Below are 15,016 nucleotides of genomic sequence, written 5' to 3'. Positions count from 1 at the left end.
GGCGAAAGGACGACACCCATGCAAGATCGTATCATCGTGGCTACTGACGGGTCTGATCACGGCGTGCGCGCCGTCAATTTCGCAGCAACCCTATCGGCAAAGCTTGGCCTAGGTCTGAGCATTGTCCACGTGGATCTTCACGAGCGTCTCTCACACGAATTGGCGCGCCTTGTCGAAAGCGAATACATGCTCGAACACCTTTCCGGGTTGGACAGTTTCAGCGCTGTGCCGTCTGCCGCAAATCTCTGGGAATTCTACGACTCAACGCAGGGCGAGATCGAGCGTTTCCGGGTGATTGAGATCATCTCGGAACAGGTTCTGGAGCGGGCCCGGGCCGCCGCCAAGGCAACCGGGGCGACCGATATCCGGATTGTCCGAGGCTCCGGAGATTATGCCGACGAGATCCTGGATGCGGTCGAGGCCGAGAGGGCAGGGATCATCGTGCTGGGTCGTCGCGGCCTTGGGCGGCTGCGCGAAATCTTGTTGGGAAGTGTGACGCAAAAGGTTCTGCATGCAACGGATCGGACCGTGGTCGTTGTGCAATGAGGCCGGCAAGTTGTCACACAACGGTGCTCGCGCCCTGCGTCGCGGATGGTTTGGAAAAGTTCGCACCCTGGCCCGCTGCCTGCATCGCGGCTCTTCGAGACCTTGACCTGACCGACAGCGAGATAGCGCTTTATTTCCGGGTCACGCCCCGGGTTGTCTTTTTGGCCAAGCATTGCTCCAGCTTGCAGACCATCACTTTCAATCCGGATCCTCCGGCCAATGCCGACAAGGGGCCGGAAAGATGATATCAAACGCAACACCCTTGTTCCGTGATCGCCGTGACGCGGGTCGGCAGCTTTTGGGGCAGTTGCCGCACCTTGATCCCAAGTCCACCGTGGTCATCGCCTTGCCGCGCGGCGGTGTGCCCGCCGCAGAGGAGATAGCACACGCTCTTCACCTGCCACTTGACGTGGTTCTGGTGCGCAAGGTCGGTCTTCCGGGGCAACCCGAGGTGGCGGTTGCCGCGGTAACGGACGGGGGCAATCCGGTGTTCGCCATCAATCGGCAGATCGCGGACATGGCCGGGCTGTCGGATGCGGATATCCGGGCGCTGGCCTTGCCGCAGATGGCCGAGATCGAGAGACGGCGTGGGTTGTGGCGGGGCGACCGTCCTGACCTGCGGCTGGTGGGCAAGACAGTGGTTGTCGTCGATGACGGGATCGCGACCGGGGCCACCATGAAAGCTGCGCTCGACACGCTGCGGCGGGCCGGGGCGGCGCGCCTTATCCTGGCGGTGCCGGTTGCTGCTGCCGACGCTCTTGCCGATCTGTTGCGGTTTGTGGACGAGGCAATCTGCCTGTCCGTGCCGCATCCCTTTCGCGCTGTCGGAGCACATTACCAGGATTTCAGACAGATCACGGATGCCGAGGTGGCGAAGGCGCTCCAAGCCGTGAGTGCCAAGCCCATGGCAGGGCGCGTCACGCACAAGTCTTTTGGGCAGTCGCCATGAACCAAAGCGCACGGGGAGCCCATTTCTCGGGCGTTCGCGGGCGCGGCTTGCGAAGATGGTCGATGGACAGCCGCGCCTGTGTAAGGCAGCGCAAGACACGGTAGAGTGTCGAAAGTCCATCGCTTGGTGCCGTGATACCGGCTGCATCAAGCTGCGTTCCGAGAGCCGGTCCGATCAGGGGTGCGCCGAGACGTTCGCAATCGAGACCAAGGGCCGCGATCTCGTCATGGGGATCAATCAGGCGAAAGTCATGATCGAATTCTACCCGATCAAACATGACAGGAGGGTTCAGCAGGCAGACATGTTCCGCCCGCAGATCGCCATGCCCTTCGAGCACGAAGCCATTGGCGGAGGGGGCTTCGATCTCGGGGCGGGCCCTCTCCAGCATGTGCGGAACTTGAGGGGCCAGCATTTCGAGAGCGGTCGGACCTGTCAGGTCAGCCATCTGGCGGGTCGATCTTCAATTCGAGCGAAAGCCGCCTCGCCAGGCATCTCCGCCTTCCAGAAACGCGCGGTTCGCGGTCAGACCCGGATCGTGACCCATCGCTCGGGTCGCCCGACCGGTATTCAATCCCAAAGTTCTCGGATCGGCTTGCGCATGGCGTGACGGACCTGGTCGATTTCCCCGAAAGACACATGCCGCCGCAAAAGGTCGAAAACTGCGGCAATCGCGCGTTCGGGATCGTCCAGCGGTTGCTTCGAGAACCGTCCGGAAATCCGCTCGATCAGGTCGGCCTTGCTCCGCGCGGCAATGGGCGTTCCGGAGGGATCCCAACCTTCGAAAAAGATGCCGCGCACCAGAACCGGCAGCTGTGCTGCAAGCTCGGCGGCTTCATCGACCCCAAGAAGATCACGGATCGCATGGAGCGTTTCGTGAAGCAGGAGATAGGCGCGCGGTTTTTCCCGCCAATCGAGATCTTCGCAGAGTTCGTTCAACCATGCCGCCACCACCTGCGGCGCGTGGTCGAGCGTGGAAATACCGGTCGTTGACATGCGTATCCTCCTCTGCAGGCCAGTTGCCGGAGAAATCTCGGAAATCGGGTGCGTGGGTGCATTGACTGCGGTCAATCCAGTGCAGCAGGTCACGGCCTTTTCACGGCAGCCCGCGCCTGTTGGGCGTGCCTTATCCGGAACTGGCTACGGTTGCGCATGGTCAATGACCCGCCTTCGTAACCGCCCGATGATGCCGACACCCCGCAGAATGAGAAGGAGGACGCCATGAAGGTTTCGGATGCGATGCACCACAAGGCCGACTGGGCCAGCGCCGATACGTCAGTCACCGAGATCGCGCGCATGATGGCCAAGGACGATATCGGTGCAGTGCCTATCGGCGACGACGACCGGCTGGTCGGGATGTTGACCGACCGTGACATCGCGGTGCGTGTCGTGGCCAAGGCCCGTGACCCCGAGCGGACAAAGGCAGCCGAAGTCATGACGAAAGGGGTTGTCTGGTGTCGATCATCAGCCACGGTCGAGGATGCGATCCACCTGATGGACCAGAAGAAAATCCGTCGGCTGCCGGTCATCGACGACAACAAGCGCCTCGTTGGAATGCTGAGCCTTGGCGATATCGCGCATTCGGTCAGCCGCGACCTGTCGGGCGAGATCCTGCACGCAGTGGCGGATCACCACGGCTGAAAGGCTCCGTCCAACACCAAGCAAAGGATAAGCCCATGAGATACCGTTTCCATCTTGTCCCTGGCATTGCCGCTCTTGCAGTCTTGTCAGCCTGTGACGATCTGACCTCCGAGCAACGCACCATCGTGGGTCTTGCCGGAGGTGCGGCTGCGGGACTGATCACCGCCGAAGCACTCGACGCTGATAACAACTGGCGGTTGATTGCGGCGCTTGCAGGAGCCGCCGCCGGCACACTCGTTGCCCAGAACAGCGCGACGGACAGCTGCGCCTATGCCCGCGGCGACGGGACCTACTTTGTCGCTCCTTGCCCTTGACCGGGGTTGCAATGATGCAGATTGCCCCCGTAATCGCTTACCGCAACCTGGACCCTTCACCGGCTGTGGCGTCGATCGTGGAGCGCCGGACCAAAAAGCTGGAGGCGCTTTTTGACCGCATCGTCGGGTGCGAGGTGACGCTCGAAGCGCTGCAAAAACGCAAGGTTCACGCACGCATTCTGCGCGCGCATCTTGTCCTGCACCTGCCCGGCCCGGACCTTTCGGTCGAGCGTTCGGTTGCGCAGGGTAGCGCGCAGGAGGATCTTATTCTGGCCGTCAACCGGGCCTTTTCGGCAGCGGAAAAACTTCTAAAGCGGCAAAAGGCCATCATGGCCAAGCTTGAGGTCAAGCATCACGCCGCCTTGTTGCATGGTGAAATTACTTTTCTTGAGCCGGAGCTTGGCCACGGATGGCTGCGCGCCGATGATGGGCGCGAAGTCTATTTTCAGAAGGATGCGCTGACTGGCGGCGATTGGGATGCGCTTTCGGTGGGCACCCGCCTTCGGTTTCGCGAAATGGAAGGGGAGAAGGGGGCCTATGCAACCGGTGTGACCCCCAGCGACTGAGCATGCGTGCCCCGCTCATTGCAGGTTCTTTTGAATATCCCGAACGATGTTCTTCAACGACACCTGCTCCAAAAGATCAGGATCACCGATTTCGTCAGTGAGTGCTTCGAAGCACCGGATGGCCACAAGATCTGGCCGCAGGATTTCGATCAACCCGTCGTCAGCCAAAGCATGGAGCCCACGGCTGATGGATTCGACCCGCGTTCCGAGGAGGTGCGCGAGGTCTGTTCTGCTGATCGGTATTCGGACATGAACATCCGTGCCGTGCAGACTGACCAGATCGGTGATGGCCTGAAACTTTGTGCAGAGAAGAAGGATAAAGCCCGTCAGCCTGCTGCGCACCTTTGGATTGGCAAGAATGATCATCCAGTCTCTGGCACGATCCAACTCGCTTGTCAGATTGAGCAGGATCAGCCTGTCGAGTTCCGGCGAACTCATCAAGATGTCCTCCATCGGTCCACGCTGGAACTGAAAGACGGTCGCGTCGGTCGCAGCCTCTACGGAAAAGTGCATGTTGCCATTGAAGACACGCCCGAACATGTCACCTGCGACCAGCAAGCCAACAACGTGTTGGCGACCATCGGGCAAGGACTTTTGCATCCTGAGGATGCCCTCGCTCACGACGCCGATGAAGGGCGGATGAGTCGATATCTCGGCGATGACCTCACCAGACTTATAGGACTGAGGTCGGCACATGGTTTCGAGGTCGGACTTGATCTGGCTTGGCAGGTTTTCAAACTGATCTAGACCGCTGAACGCACATAATTTTTTTGTTGTCTTGTATCCGTTTGACATGAAAATTTCCAATGCGGATTTGCAAAACCGATGGCCCGCTGACGAATTACAGGTTTACAAAAAAATAACTTGGCAGCGCTTTCGCATCTGCTGACGGCACAGTCGCAAGCAAGGTCACCGGCTGACCTGAAGTAAATTAGCACAGATTTTTCGGTCATTGCGAATTATCAATGCCAACACCCCTGTCTCTATGGTCACTTCACTTGTGGGTGAAACGATGGCGGGAGCGAGAGGATGGCTGGGTCGCGAACCTGGGCCCTCGTAATGAACGGGGTGCGCGCACGTGTCCTGCGTGGCGTCGAAAACATGGATGGCGAGGATCAGATCGAACTTCTGAGCCGTGCGCCATCCACGCACCTGCGAGATATCCTGTCGGATCAACCCGGACGCAGCTTTTCATCGGATCGCAGCGGGCGCCGTTCCGCCATGGAATTGGGGAGCGATCCGGTGCTGCGCGACATGCAGGATTTTGCCGGCGACACCGCCGGGATGCTGGAGAAACATCGCCGGGCGGGTGACTTTCAACGCCTGGCTGTTTTTGCCGAGCCGCGCATGCTCGGCATCGTGCGTAACGAATTCCCCGCGACCCTCTGGGCGACGGTTTTTCTCGAATTGCCGCTGAACCTGGTCTCGTTGCCGGAACGCCAGCTGCGGGATCGGATCAAGGAGCTGATCAATCGGCAAACCTGAGCCTTGCGGTTTGGATCTTGCCGTTATGAGGGGATAGGAGCCTGAAATGACGATTTCGCATTCAGTGTCCGGCAAGGAAACGTGTAGTTCTTGTCCCTTGCAAGCGCGACGCCTGTGCCGGGCCGTGCGACAGACTTCCGCCTTGAAGGGCCTGAACGGGCCGCTTCGGATCAGAACGGTCAGAAACGAGACACGACTTCAGGACGAAACCGAACGCCCCAAAATCATCGGCATCCTGCGCAAGGGATATTTGCGCACGGAGCGGATCCTTATGGATGGTCGGCGAAGCGTATTCGGCTTCATCGTCCCCGGCGATCTGATTGGCGACATCATGGGGTTGGGGTTCGGTCCTGCGGTCGTCGCCGCGACGGACGCCGAGATCTGTATCTTCGAACCAGCAACCTTTCGTCATGCGATCACAACCGACAAGGCGATCAGGGCCGAAGTCCTGGCAGAAGTCATGCGTCAGCACACAAGGCAGCTCGAGATGGTTTGGCGACGGGGTGCGCTCAACAGCAAGGAGCGCATCATGGCGTTTATCGTGCTCGCCGCAGAGTTCATGCCAGTGGAACCCCTGCCGGATGGAAGTATTCTGTTGACCATGCAGGTAAGCCGCAAGGATTGGGCGGATTTCTGCAGTTCCACCCTCGAGACGATCAGCAGGACGCTGACATACCTGAGCGAACGGAGCATGCTTCGCAGCGTGACACCAAGCCGGTTCCTGATCAGGGACATGGGTTCGCTTGCTGAACTTGCAGGTTTGGATCGTCGTGAGGATCGAAAGGGCATGGTCATTACCGATGGCCCAAGAAGCTCCAAAATCGAGAACAACGAGCCTATCTCGCCAGCGATCCTTGCGAAGGGCCCCAGCGATACATCGCTGCCGCAAGGTGCGATGCGGACAGGCGGGGCCATCCGTCGATCATACAACGGCTACCACGCACATTGAGAATTCAGGTCTCATCCTTTCCAAGATAGCGGCGCAACTCGGCTATCTGGGAACTGAGATCCGCTATCAGGGCCCGTGTGTCCTGCTCCGAGCGAACACGATCCGTCACATCAACCTGCGCCCCAGTCAGGCGCTTCGGACGCCCCATGGGACCCTTGTCCACAACCCCACGGACAAGGACCCAGATCACCTGTCCGTCGGCGCGGCGAACGCGCCATTCTCCTTCGAGTTCACCATCTTCCAGCGCCCATTCGATCTGGTTGGTTGCATATGAAAGATCGTCAGGATGGATTGTCGCGATCCAGTCCTCGTAGGTGCCGCCGAGGGCTCCAGTGCTCAGACCCAGCATATTGAGAGCCTCGGTGCTCCAGATCACAGACCTGTCGCCGATCTGCCAATCGAAGGTCGCTACCCTGGCAGCCTTTTGCGCAATCCTGAGGCGCAATTCTGATTGACGCGCTGCCGCCTGTGCGCGCGCGCGTTCCATCGCCTCCCAGATCCGTGAGGACGCATCATGGGCGATGGCAAGTTCGTCCGCGGTCCAGGGGTGAGGCTCGTTGAACCGGATGGTCATGACGGCCTCCAGCCTGTCCTTTCGCATGACCGGAACCGATAGCTGCGCGCGAAAAGGTGCCACCGCATAGCTGAGGATCTCGGACGCGATAGCTTCGCTTGGTTCACCGTCGACCTGAGCAAAATCCGAGATGACCAAAGGCAGGCCCTTATTCAAAAGGCCTAGCGCGGGTCCTCCTGGCTTTTGGAGACGATGCAACGTCTCATGGGGCGGGGCTTCAGCGTCCCGCCGATATTCCATCCCTTCCCTGGCAACACCTGCCTCCATGTCGATTTCAGCCAGGCTGGCGCGGTCAGCGTAAAGCATTTGGCCCAGCATCCGCGTTCCGATTGCCTGAACGATTTCCGGGTCTTCCTGCTGGCTAAGGGCATCCCCCAGCTGCAGCAAGAAGACGCTTCTGTTTTTAAGGTCCGGTGCCGATCCCGGACCACTCATGCGCTGTACCAAGATACCCTCGACCTGTCCGGCCTCGCCTGGTACGGCACGACAGGATAGCGATGCGCCAGGCCGATCGACCAACAAACGCCACATCACCGGTGTCAAGGCTGCTGCGAAAGCTGGGCGTTCATATGCCGCCGATGAAGAAAGCGCATCGCGGTAGGCCGCAGCGAGCGGCTCGTCCAACGCAGAGACCTGCCACCCGAATGCCTCCGACTGAAGGGGGCCAAGTGCGTCCTGCCAAGCGGCATTGAAGAACATGGTACCGGACGGACCCCAGAACAGGCAGATTGGCGGCGCACTCCGCAACACGAAGCCCACCATCGTGCGCAAGCGCAGATCCCATCCCGAAAGCGGCCCCAGTTCGTTCGCGGACCAATCCACGCGCAGCAAGTCAGCTGAGATATCTTGCAGATCTGACACGTCGGCCATTTGCCAAATTTCCCTGTGGTTCCACCTTGCGGGAACACGACCCGCCGGAGCTTAAAAAAGCGGCAATGATGAAATTTCATGGCTTTTCGTCCCGAGACTACTTTTGCCACCTATGGTACCTCAGCCAGTCTTGACCGTCGTCAATGCCCTCGCTGCAGCCATTCTTCAATCATGTTCTCATGTGTCTTGTTCGAGAAAAGGCACATGTCCGTTCATTGGAGGAAATATTGTGACAAGGCAAAAAGAGTCAATCGACATCCAGCGCAACAGCGAGACCGAAACGCGCGCGCCGGCATCCGAAGGTTGGGGGCCAATCACGTCCCTGCGCGAAGAGATCGACCGATTGTTCGACGATTTCGGCAGCGGTTTTTGGCGCAATCCGATGACAAGGCGCGCGACGGGCCGCGTTCTCGAGCCGATCTCCTGGCGGCTCGCCCCCGTGATGGAGGTGGTCGATTGCAACGGTGAATTTCGCATTGCCGCCGAGTTGCCGGGTTTGGCGGCGGAGGATGTCGATATCACCTTGCACGACAATGTGCTGACAATCCGCGGCGAGAAAACCGAGGAAAAGCGCGAAGAAAAATCCGATTACCTTTTGAACGAACGGCGTTATGGCGCATTTCATCGGACCATGGCGCTTCCTGCCGGATCCGATGCCGAAAAGATCACGGCGCAGCTGTCGCACGGCGTGCTCACGATCATCATCCCCAAGACCGAGGTCGCTAGGGCGGCCGAACGGAAGATCGCAGTCAAGGCGGCCTGAGCCCCATGGGCCGACTTGCCGGCACTTTCGCCCCAGAGTGCCGGAGGTGCCCGGCGGTTCGAGTGTTCACTCGGGCCGCCGGGCATCTTTTTTCGGTCGAGGCAGGCCCTTCGTTCACTCCTGGATGGACTCGAGGTATCTGGCGAGGGACAGGACGCGACCGCGTACGACGATTTCCGCCCCATATGGGCCGCGATCCTCGATTTCACTGGCGATGAACCGCTCCCCCCAAACCGGCATGATCGTGCCGTGGGGACCGACGCCTGACCGACCATCGATGATCTGGATGATACGCAGCAGCGGGAACATCCCGTCGTTTTGCTGCGCAAGCGTCGTAAGGCTGGGCGTATCGACATTCAAATAGCCCGCGACCGGCCCATCGCCGTGTCCGTTTTCACCGTGACAGGCAGAACAGTTGTAAACGTATTCGAGACGCCCGATTTCGTCTGCTTGGGCAAAGCCTTCATGGGTTATCAGGCCAATGGCTAGGCAGACGAAAATGGTAATATGGATCAGTTTCGATCGGAATTCAGTCATGGAAGCCTCCTTCAGGGTGTAGGGTCGTTGCTCGAAGGAAGAGTGCGGAGAGGACAGGCAGATCGCATTGATGGCGCTCAATGGCAGGTGCCGTTGGACAAGAAGCTGCACAATGCACTGTCATACGGCCTGACGTTTGGGTTGAAATGACGCCTATCGCACGCCAAAGGCTGCGATGCGCTCACGCGCTGAGCGTGATGTTTGGCGTGCAAACAGGCCGCCACAGGCATACGCCCGAGGTGAGACAATTTGGGTCAAGTCGATTGTTCGGCCAGCGTTGTCTTGTAATGCGCGCGACATTCCTCTTCTCGACCGCGGATAACCCGCTGCCCAGCCAACGCCCCATGCGTTTCCGTGACGACCGTGCAGTGTCGCTCGCGTCCATGGTCGCGATGAAAGGAGATCACGACCCAGTCGAGCACGCGGTCGAACCGGCGTGCCCGGGCCGTGTTGGAGTAGAGGGCTTTCAGGTTCCAGCCGTCGAGGCGCGTCTCGAGGATCGGCAACCAGGCCTCGCCGGTCGGGTTGTACCTGCGCGGTGCGATCCGGCGCAACGTGCCGGCCGAGGCCTTGCGCCTGTAGAGAGCGTCGGTCGCGAGCAGAAGCCATACCGGTGGTTCCGGCAGAGATCGCGTGTATAGACTGGGGATGGACGGATGGCGCGCCTGGTGCTGGTCGAGGACAGAAAGAATGGCGGCGCGGCGGCGCGGGCCAATGCCCGGAAAGTCCGCTTCGCCGCTGCGCAAATCCGCCGCCAGATGCTCGAGCGTGTGGTGTTCCAACATTTGGGCGAGCCGCTTAGCAAGAACGGCACCTATGCTCGGGATTGTCGCGAACAGGCGTTCGGGTGCCAGCTCGCCCTCGAGCCTGTCCAGATGTCGCCATGTGCCGGTTGTCAGCATTTCGACAATGGCCGCGGCAATCCCCCGGCCGATGCCCCTTAGTCGGATCAGCCCTTCGACACCACCGCGATGCAGATGATCGGACAAAGGTTCGGAAAGTGCGTCGACCTCGGATGCCGCAGCGCGGTAGGCACGCACGCGGTATCCGTCCACGCCCTGCCGTTCCAAAAGGTCTGCATAGCGTCGGAGACGTTCGGCGATCCGGGTGTTTTCGGATGCGTCTGAGTGCTCCAGCATGACAGCTGCATCAGGCATGGCATCGTCACTTTTCAATCGTGCCAAGTGGCTTAGGCATTCGGACGGGTTTTCGGGCTGTGCCGTGCCGCGTCCGGTTACCTGCGCCTAGGCAAGGAGCCGCTAACCATTCGGAACGGCATCGACGCGCGATGGCGCGGGCAGGCAAGTTGACATTCGCAGGTTTCCAACCGCTCCAACTCGCGCATCAATGCCGAACCCGATCCGTCGCGACCCGCTTCCACCGTCAAGGTCTCCCCCGAGGCGCTCAGCATTGGCTCGCGACGGACCGGCCCGCCGGGTCTCCACACCAGATCAGATCATCGGTTTGCCCTTTCACGTTTTCAGGCGCTTCTGGACATCTCTTTTCTGATCTCGCTCCTCCCACCGGGATCTTCAGAATGCGACGATTCTTCGATCCTTGAATTGACGGCGCGCAATGGCTTCAAATCGGATGTCCCTCGATCGCCGTGTCAAAGAATGCCTCGTAGGCTGCAAGACCACCGGCCAGATAATCCGCGAGCAACGGCAAGGACCTGAGGTAATCGCTCGTGGTGATCTCCCGCCGCTCCGCCGCCAATCTTCGAAGCTCGAACCAGTCCCCGTCGTCTCGACCTAGCCAGGTCAAAGCCACGAGATCGATCTGAGCATCTTCGGTGAGGTCCTCGATGAAGGTCTTGAAGGCGATTTCTGCGGGATCGACACCGCGGTCCTCGAGAATATCGATTTCGAAGTCATCCGGATCGGCAGCTTCAGTGCCGAAAAGTGATGCTTCCACCTTGCCCTGAAGGTTGCGTGCCAAATCGATGATCACCTCAACGGTCGTGACCGGGATATTCAGGTCGAGGGAGGGGTCATTGGTTGAAAGGGTCATTGCGGTATTTGCCTTATTCGGCGGGCCAACGGACGGGTTGGATGCTGGTGATGAATTCAAGGGTGTCGAGATCACCGGCCGCGCTGATCGCAGGGCCGTCGATGCCGCCGACAAGGCAGGTTCCAACATCCCGCGCCGCCGCGAACAGATGGACATTCTGACCGGTCATCGCCGCGTTATCCCTCTCTCGGTCTCGAAGGAATGGCGACATCGGGAAAGCCCGGCATTGATGGTTGTCATTGTTCCCCGCGCAGGATCGTTCCCAATCCTCGCTCCAGCCACAGCTGAACGCCGCTGCGGTTCAAATGATCCGTATCGAAGTAGAATTGCGCATCGGGGATGAGGCCTTGGTGATCAATCAAGGGTACACCAAGCCGCCCGGCGAGAGCTGCCAACCGCGGTTTAAGCCCCGGTATTTCGGGCAGGCGCGTTGCGAACCGTTCCGGCAGGGGCGGAAAGACCAGAACGATCCGCGCCCCGTGGGCTCGCGTCAGGCCAATCAGCGCTTCGATGTCGGCAAGACCCTGTTGGATGGAAGCCTCGGACGGCGCATCGGGATAAAGATAGGCGACCCGTGCGGCATCGGCCGCCTCCGATGGGCGCGAGGTGTTGTCGAAGCGGCCTTCGGCCTCCCAACGATCGGTCTCGAAACGGGCGCGGTCGTTGATCCGCGCAAAACCTGTGACATAGGCCAGCAAGGTCCCTACTGGAAGGCCGCGAGGGACCGCCCGCAGCAGGACACGAAAGGTCAGGGGATCTGCCGGCATCTTGGGCAGGATGTCGCTGTCCCCCAGTCGATCTTCATTCCACCGGGCATCGGCAAAGGTAAAGGCGTCCAGCACGACGAGGACGCTACCGGCCTCATGGTCTGCGAAATAGCGTTCAGCGACAAGGCGTGTCACGGCAGGGCCTCCCCCTGGCACGGCAAGTGTAAGCGTGGTCTGGGTGGTGGCCGTGCGCAAGCTGTTGGGAATGCCGTCAAAGCCAAGCGGCAGGGCATGGGATGCCCCGAGAATGATCCAGTCGCTCTGGATAGGGGCCTGGGCGATCCGATGAAACGGGTTGCGCCCTGCGTGCGTCTCGCGCACCTGGTCGGACCAGAGAAATAGCCCCACATAGAGCATCAGCCCAAGGGCGAGGAAACCGATCGCCCTGACCGGGTGCCATCTGTCCTCAGAAGCCTGCATAGATGAATTCCGCGTCTTGCCACCGCCCAAAGAGCAGCAGGGCCGCCATGCCGATGTAGAGCCCGGCCCAACGCAGCGGCAAAGGGGCCTGTGCGATCCGCTCTGCCAGAGGTCGGGGCTGGTTCAGGATTTCCAACACCAGCAGCATGGCGACAAGGACGGCTCCGAAGCGTTGATCCGGCGTGAAAGGATATGTCGGCAAAATCCGAGGAAGGTCCGAAAGGATCGCGCTGATGCGCATCAGGATCGTCACGGCATCGGACGGCGTTTCCGCACGGAAGAAGACCCATGTGACGAGGATCAGATGGAAGGTCAGGACCGTGCGCAGGATGTGCGCCAACCGACCCTTCGGGCGCGGCACCCACAACTCGGCGATCACCAGCGCGCCGTTCAACACGCCCCAGATCAAGAAGCCCCAGCCGACCCCATAGCCCAGTCCGGCATGCCAGATACCGGACAACAGGAACACGAGCATCAGGTTGGCCATCTGCCTCGGCCGTCCCCGGCGGCTGCCACCCAGGGGTATGTAGACGTAATCGCGGAACCAACGCCCCAAGGTGATATGCCAACGTTCCGCCCAGAATTCGGTCACGGTGGGCGACAGATAGGGTTGGGCAAAGTTGCGGGACAGTCGAAGGCCAACCAAGGCAGACAGCCCAAGTGCAAGGTCGGCATAGCCCGAGAAATCGCAGTAGATCTGGAAGGCAAAGGCATATGTCGCAACCAGCAGGTCGACAGGTGTCGCAAAGCTAGGGATGGCATAGGCGGCATCGACGACCGGGGCGAGGGCATTGGCGATCACCAGTTTCTTCACCAATCCGGTGACGATGAAGGCGACACCCAGCCCCATCAGACCGGGCCGGATGCCGATAGCCGGAAACTGCGCGATCAGGTCTCCGGGTCTTTCGATCGGCCCAGCCAGAATCTTGGGGAACCAGACCAGGTGCAGCACGCTCTCCGGGACTGACCAAGCGGTGCCGCGCCGCGCGGTTTCAACGATCAGGGCGATGGCGGTGAAGACCAGAAACGACAGCCCTGGAGGCGCCTTCGGATCGGGAAGGCCCATTGCATCGGAAAACTTCGCCCAGATGAGGAGCATCACCAGAAGAGCGATCGCCGTGCTCCGCACGGCTCGTGCATAGGGGGGGTGCCAGATGCCCGCAGCCCAGAGCGTGAGACCGGTCACGCCTCCAAGCCACGCAAGCCGCATCGGATCAACGCTTGCATAGAACCAAAGACTGACGATGGTGAGCCAGATGCCGCGCAATCGGGCAGGGCTCAGGGACAGCCCGGCGAGAGAGATGATCAGGAAAATCCAGAAAGTGAGCGTGGCATAGGACACCGGCCCAGTCTCAGTAAGACGCTCCTCCCGCCCGCAATTCGGGCGGGATAACGTCTATGGGCAGGCCCGCATTGATCGCGAGGTAATCGGCCAGCTGCGCGCGCTCTGCTGCACTAAGCGGGATATCCACATGGCTCGTGCGGCCGAGCGTCGCCATCCATGCGTCACGACTGCGGGCCTGTGTAACCGTGACCGTGACGATGTGACAGGACTGGCAGCGGGCCAGCATCATGTCGCGCCCATCCGCGGGAAGTGTGGTTGGATCAACGATTGCCCCGGCATAAGCGAGATAGTCGGCGATGGTCTGCAATTCCCAATCGTCGAACGTGAGGCCAGCCGACATGTCGAGTCCCGAGAGGAAGTCGATCCACTCCGGCGCATCGTTTGCGGTGGCCAGAAGGTCCAAAAAGTCCGCATCCCCTGACGCTATCGCCCGCTCTGCCAGCGTGCGCCCGCCTTGCGGAATGAAGTCAAAGAGGTCATCGCCCTGCTGGGCCATGGCAGTGCCCGCCAGAAGCAGACAGGCAGACAGGATGCTTGATTTCATATCCGGACCCTCTGGTCAGTAGCGCAATGCCGGCGGTACTTCTTCCGGCCGCATCGGCATGTTGATGGCGGAGTAATCCGCGAAGATCTCGCGTTCGTCGGGTGTAAGTTCGATGACCTGATGGAACGGCGACGCAAAGGTCGACAGCCATGCCGTCCGGTCCCGCCTCTGCATCAGGTAGCCGGTGAAGAGTGAGTGACACGACATGCATTGGGCCAACGCGATATCGCGTCCATCCAGGGGCAGCGTTACCGATGGGCCGCCCGCAAGCGGCGCGATGACTGACAGGTAAGCGGCCAGCGTTTCCCGCGCGGCCTGTCCCAGTTCGGGCGTGCGCGCTGCGATCACGTCTTGCCACTCACCGACCGTCTTGACCTGATCCAGCGCCCAAGCGCGCTCGGCCGCGTCCGCAAAGACGAGCTCGAAACTGCCGCGCCCCCCGTCCGGCATGAAGCCGAACGGGTCCTCCTGTGCGTTGACCGCAGCGCTACAGAAAAGGGTCATGGCAAGGGTGGCCGCCCGGATCATTCGGATTCTCCAAGGGCGCAGTAATCGAGAACGGGCACGATCATGCGCTCGACCGATCCCATCGCGGTGAAGCCCGCGCCTCGCATCCGATCGAGCCCGATCGCCGTCTCGTCCGAGACATATTCCTCGCCACAGATCGGGCAGATCATGGCAGGGATGTTGCGGATGACGACCAATCCCATCCCCCGCCAGAAGGCGCTCTGGATTGGCT

General features: G+C 60.5%; 22 protein-coding genes. 10 read left to right on the top strand and 12 right to left on the bottom strand.

Features of this window, described 5'->3' with window-relative positions; translation table 11 throughout:
* Positions 1–18 precede the first annotated feature (18 nt).
* Genes AABA51_RS13560 through AABA51_RS13545 form a run of 4 tightly spaced genes read left to right on the top strand, consistent with a single transcriptional unit; the run spans position 19 to position 2,102 of the window.
* On the top strand, positions 19–546 hold the full coding sequence (locus tag AABA51_RS13560) for a universal stress protein (RefSeq protein ID WP_338272487.1): 528 nt from the start codon (positions 19–21) through the stop codon (positions 544–546).
* Positions 547–596: 50 nt separating this feature from the next.
* The gene (locus AABA51_RS13555; protein WP_338272485.1) at positions 597–791 is read left to right on the top strand and encodes a hypothetical protein; all 195 of its coding nucleotides are present in this window, start codon (positions 597–599) and stop codon (positions 789–791) included.
* 17 nt (positions 792–808) lie between these two features.
* Positions 809–1,495: a phosphoribosyltransferase gene (locus AABA51_RS13550; RefSeq protein ID WP_338272483.1), complete on the top strand. Its 687-nt coding sequence runs from the start codon at positions 809–811 to the stop codon at positions 1,493–1,495.
* 55 nt (positions 1,496–1,550) lie between these two features.
* A complete protein-coding gene (locus AABA51_RS13545; RefSeq protein WP_338272481.1) occupies positions 1,551–2,102 on the top strand; it encodes a hypothetical protein in 552 nt (183 codons plus the stop codon).
* Here AABA51_RS13545 and AABA51_RS13540 read toward each other — a convergent pair.
* Positions 2,063–2,488 (bottom strand): DUF2267 domain-containing protein, encoded by a 426-nt coding sequence (locus tag AABA51_RS13540; protein ID WP_338272480.1) that lies wholly within the window; start codon positions 2,486–2,488, stop codon positions 2,063–2,065. The genes AABA51_RS13545 and AABA51_RS13540 overlap by 40 nt on opposite strands.
* A gap of 225 nt (positions 2,489–2,713) precedes the next feature.
* Between AABA51_RS13540 and AABA51_RS13535 the strand changes: the two genes are divergently transcribed.
* From AABA51_RS13535 to AABA51_RS13525, 3 genes are read left to right on the top strand one after another with little or no spacing between them, the layout of a single operon-like run.
* On the top strand, positions 2,714–3,133 hold the full coding sequence (locus AABA51_RS13535; protein ID WP_338272478.1) for a CBS domain-containing protein: 420 nt from the start codon (positions 2,714–2,716) through the stop codon (positions 3,131–3,133).
* Between the two features lie 35 nt (positions 3,134–3,168).
* Positions 3,169–3,447, top strand: coding sequence for a glycine zipper 2TM domain-containing protein (locus AABA51_RS13530; protein WP_338272477.1), 279 nt, complete (start codon positions 3,169–3,171; stop codon positions 3,445–3,447).
* An 11-nt stretch (positions 3,448–3,458) separates the two neighbouring features.
* Complete coding sequence (locus AABA51_RS13525) at positions 3,459–4,013, top strand: HPF/RaiA family ribosome-associated protein (protein ID WP_338272476.1); 555 nt, start codon at positions 3,459–3,461, stop codon at positions 4,011–4,013.
* 15 nt (positions 4,014–4,028) lie between these two features.
* On the opposite strand, the gene AABA51_RS13520 is transcribed toward AABA51_RS13525, so the two are convergent.
* Entirely contained in the window at positions 4,029–4,808 is a 780-nt protein-coding gene (locus AABA51_RS13520; RefSeq protein WP_338272474.1) for a Crp/Fnr family transcriptional regulator, read from the bottom strand.
* 234 nt (positions 4,809–5,042) lie between these two features.
* Here AABA51_RS13520 and AABA51_RS13515 point away from each other — a divergent pair, with 234 nt between their 5' ends.
* Both AABA51_RS13515 and AABA51_RS13510 read left to right on the top strand, forming a co-directional pair.
* Positions 5,043–5,498 carry a host attachment protein gene (locus tag AABA51_RS13515; protein WP_338272473.1) on the top strand — a complete coding sequence of 152 codons (456 nt, stop codon included), beginning with the start codon at positions 5,043–5,045 and terminating at the stop codon, positions 5,496–5,498.
* 142 nt (positions 5,499–5,640) lie between these two features.
* Positions 5,641–6,447, top strand: coding sequence for a Crp/Fnr family transcriptional regulator (locus AABA51_RS13510; protein WP_338272472.1), 807 nt, complete (start codon positions 5,641–5,643; stop codon positions 6,445–6,447).
* 4 nt (positions 6,448–6,451) lie between these two features.
* Here the strand turns inward: AABA51_RS13510 and AABA51_RS13505 are convergent, their stop codons facing one another.
* Entirely contained in the window at positions 6,452–7,891 is a 1,440-nt protein-coding gene (locus AABA51_RS13505; RefSeq protein ID WP_338272471.1) for a PAS domain-containing protein, read from the bottom strand.
* Positions 7,892–8,021: 130 nt separating this feature from the next.
* On the opposite strand from AABA51_RS13505, the gene AABA51_RS13500 reads away from it, so the two are divergent.
* The gene (locus AABA51_RS13500; RefSeq protein ID WP_338272470.1) at positions 8,022–8,654 is read left to right on the top strand and encodes an Hsp20/alpha crystallin family protein; all 633 of its coding nucleotides are present in this window, start codon (positions 8,022–8,024) and stop codon (positions 8,652–8,654) included.
* A 114-nt stretch (positions 8,655–8,768) separates the two neighbouring features.
* Here AABA51_RS13500 and AABA51_RS13495 read toward each other — a convergent pair whose 3' ends face one another.
* The 9 genes from AABA51_RS13495 to AABA51_RS13455 all read right to left on the bottom strand — a co-directional run bounded on the left by AABA51_RS13495 (position 8,769) and on the right by AABA51_RS13455 (position 14,987).
* On the bottom strand, positions 8,769–9,302 hold the full coding sequence (locus AABA51_RS13495) for a c-type cytochrome (protein ID WP_338272469.1): 534 nt from the start codon (positions 9,300–9,302) through the stop codon (positions 8,769–8,771).
* Between the two features lie 143 nt (positions 9,303–9,445).
* Positions 9,446–10,348 (bottom strand): helix-hairpin-helix domain-containing protein, encoded by a 903-nt coding sequence (locus AABA51_RS13490; RefSeq protein ID WP_338272468.1) that lies wholly within the window; start codon positions 10,346–10,348, stop codon positions 9,446–9,448.
* Between the two features lie 424 nt (positions 10,349–10,772).
* On the bottom strand, positions 10,773–11,201 hold the full coding sequence (locus tag AABA51_RS13485; protein WP_338272466.1) for a DUF3775 domain-containing protein: 429 nt from the start codon (positions 11,199–11,201) through the stop codon (positions 10,773–10,775).
* A 13-nt stretch (positions 11,202–11,214) separates the two neighbouring features.
* Positions 11,215–11,370 (bottom strand): hypothetical protein, encoded by a 156-nt coding sequence (locus tag AABA51_RS13480; RefSeq protein WP_338272464.1) that lies wholly within the window; start codon positions 11,368–11,370, stop codon positions 11,215–11,217.
* A gap of 67 nt (positions 11,371–11,437) precedes the next feature.
* Positions 11,438–12,325, bottom strand: coding sequence for a hypothetical protein (locus AABA51_RS13475; protein WP_338272463.1), 888 nt, complete (start codon positions 12,323–12,325; stop codon positions 11,438–11,440).
* Positions 12,326–12,374: 49 nt separating this feature from the next.
* Positions 12,375–13,730 carry an MBOAT family O-acyltransferase gene (locus AABA51_RS13470; RefSeq protein WP_338272462.1) on the bottom strand — a complete coding sequence of 452 codons (1,356 nt, stop codon included), beginning with the start codon at positions 13,728–13,730 and terminating at the stop codon, positions 12,375–12,377.
* Positions 13,731–13,740: 10 nt separating this feature from the next.
* A complete protein-coding gene (locus AABA51_RS13465; RefSeq protein WP_338272461.1) occupies positions 13,741–14,277 on the bottom strand; it encodes a hypothetical protein in 537 nt (178 codons plus the stop codon).
* Positions 14,278–14,292: 15 nt separating this feature from the next.
* Positions 14,293–14,805 carry a hypothetical protein gene (locus AABA51_RS13460; protein ID WP_338272459.1) on the bottom strand — a complete coding sequence of 171 codons (513 nt, stop codon included), beginning with the start codon at positions 14,803–14,805 and terminating at the stop codon, positions 14,293–14,295.
* The gene (locus AABA51_RS13455; protein WP_338272457.1) at positions 14,802–14,987 is read right to left on the bottom strand and encodes a YgiT-type zinc finger protein; all 186 of its coding nucleotides are present in this window, start codon (positions 14,985–14,987) and stop codon (positions 14,802–14,804) included. Before AABA51_RS13455 ends, AABA51_RS13460 begins: the two co-directional genes overlap by 4 nt.
* Positions 14,988–15,016 lie beyond the last annotated feature (29 nt).

This window comes from Roseicyclus marinus (assembly GCF_036322625.1).
Lineage (GTDB): Bacteria > Pseudomonadota > Alphaproteobacteria > Rhodobacterales > Rhodobacteraceae > Roseicyclus > Roseicyclus marinus_A.
Note: the sequence above shows the minus strand (reverse complement) of the source record. Positions and strands in the feature narration are given on the sequence as shown.

What these genes read in the sequence shown, in the direction of transcription:
- AABA51_RS13560 (WP_338272487.1), top strand. Translation starts at nt 19, where the DNA reads ATGCAAGATCGTATCATCGTGGCTACTGACGGGTCTGATCACGGCGTG.
- AABA51_RS13545 (WP_338272481.1), top strand. Translation starts at nt 1,551, where the DNA reads ATGGTCGATGGACAGCCGCGCCTGTGTAAGGCAGCGCAAGACACGGTA.
- AABA51_RS13540 (WP_338272480.1), bottom strand. Translation starts at nt 2,488, where the DNA reads ATGTCAACGACCGGTATTTCCACGCTCGACCACGCGCCGCAGGTGGTG.
- AABA51_RS13535 (WP_338272478.1), top strand. Translation starts at nt 2,714, where the DNA reads ATGAAGGTTTCGGATGCGATGCACCACAAGGCCGACTGGGCCAGCGCC.
- AABA51_RS13530 (WP_338272477.1), top strand. Translation starts at nt 3,169, where the DNA reads ATGAGATACCGTTTCCATCTTGTCCCTGGCATTGCCGCTCTTGCAGTC.
- AABA51_RS13525 (WP_338272476.1), top strand. Translation starts at nt 3,459, where the DNA reads ATGATGCAGATTGCCCCCGTAATCGCTTACCGCAACCTGGACCCTTCA.
- AABA51_RS13520 (WP_338272474.1), bottom strand. Translation starts at nt 4,808, where the DNA reads ATGTCAAACGGATACAAGACAACAAAAAAATTATGTGCGTTCAGCGGT.
- AABA51_RS13515 (WP_338272473.1), top strand. Translation starts at nt 5,043, where the DNA reads ATGGCTGGGTCGCGAACCTGGGCCCTCGTAATGAACGGGGTGCGCGCA.
- AABA51_RS13505 (WP_338272471.1), bottom strand. Translation starts at nt 7,891, where the DNA reads ATGGCCGACGTGTCAGATCTGCAAGATATCTCAGCTGACTTGCTGCGC.
- AABA51_RS13490 (WP_338272468.1), bottom strand. Translation starts at nt 10,348, where the DNA reads ATGCCTGATGCAGCTGTCATGCTGGAGCACTCAGACGCATCCGAAAAC.
- AABA51_RS13485 (WP_338272466.1), bottom strand. Translation starts at nt 11,201, where the DNA reads ATGACCCTTTCAACCAATGACCCCTCCCTCGACCTGAATATCCCGGTC.
- AABA51_RS13480 (WP_338272464.1), bottom strand. Translation starts at nt 11,370, where the DNA reads ATGACCGGTCAGAATGTCCATCTGTTCGCGGCGGCGCGGGATGTTGGA.
- AABA51_RS13475 (WP_338272463.1), bottom strand. Translation starts at nt 12,325, where the DNA reads ATGCTCTATGTGGGGCTATTTCTCTGGTCCGACCAGGTGCGCGAGACG.
- AABA51_RS13465 (WP_338272461.1), bottom strand. Translation starts at nt 14,277, where the DNA reads ATGAAATCAAGCATCCTGTCTGCCTGTCTGCTTCTGGCGGGCACTGCC.
- AABA51_RS13460 (WP_338272459.1), bottom strand. Translation starts at nt 14,805, where the DNA reads ATGATCCGGGCGGCCACCCTTGCCATGACCCTTTTCTGTAGCGCTGCG.
- AABA51_RS13455 (WP_338272457.1), bottom strand. Translation starts at nt 14,987, where the DNA reads ATGGGATTGGTCGTCATCCGCAACATCCCTGCCATGATCTGCCCGATC.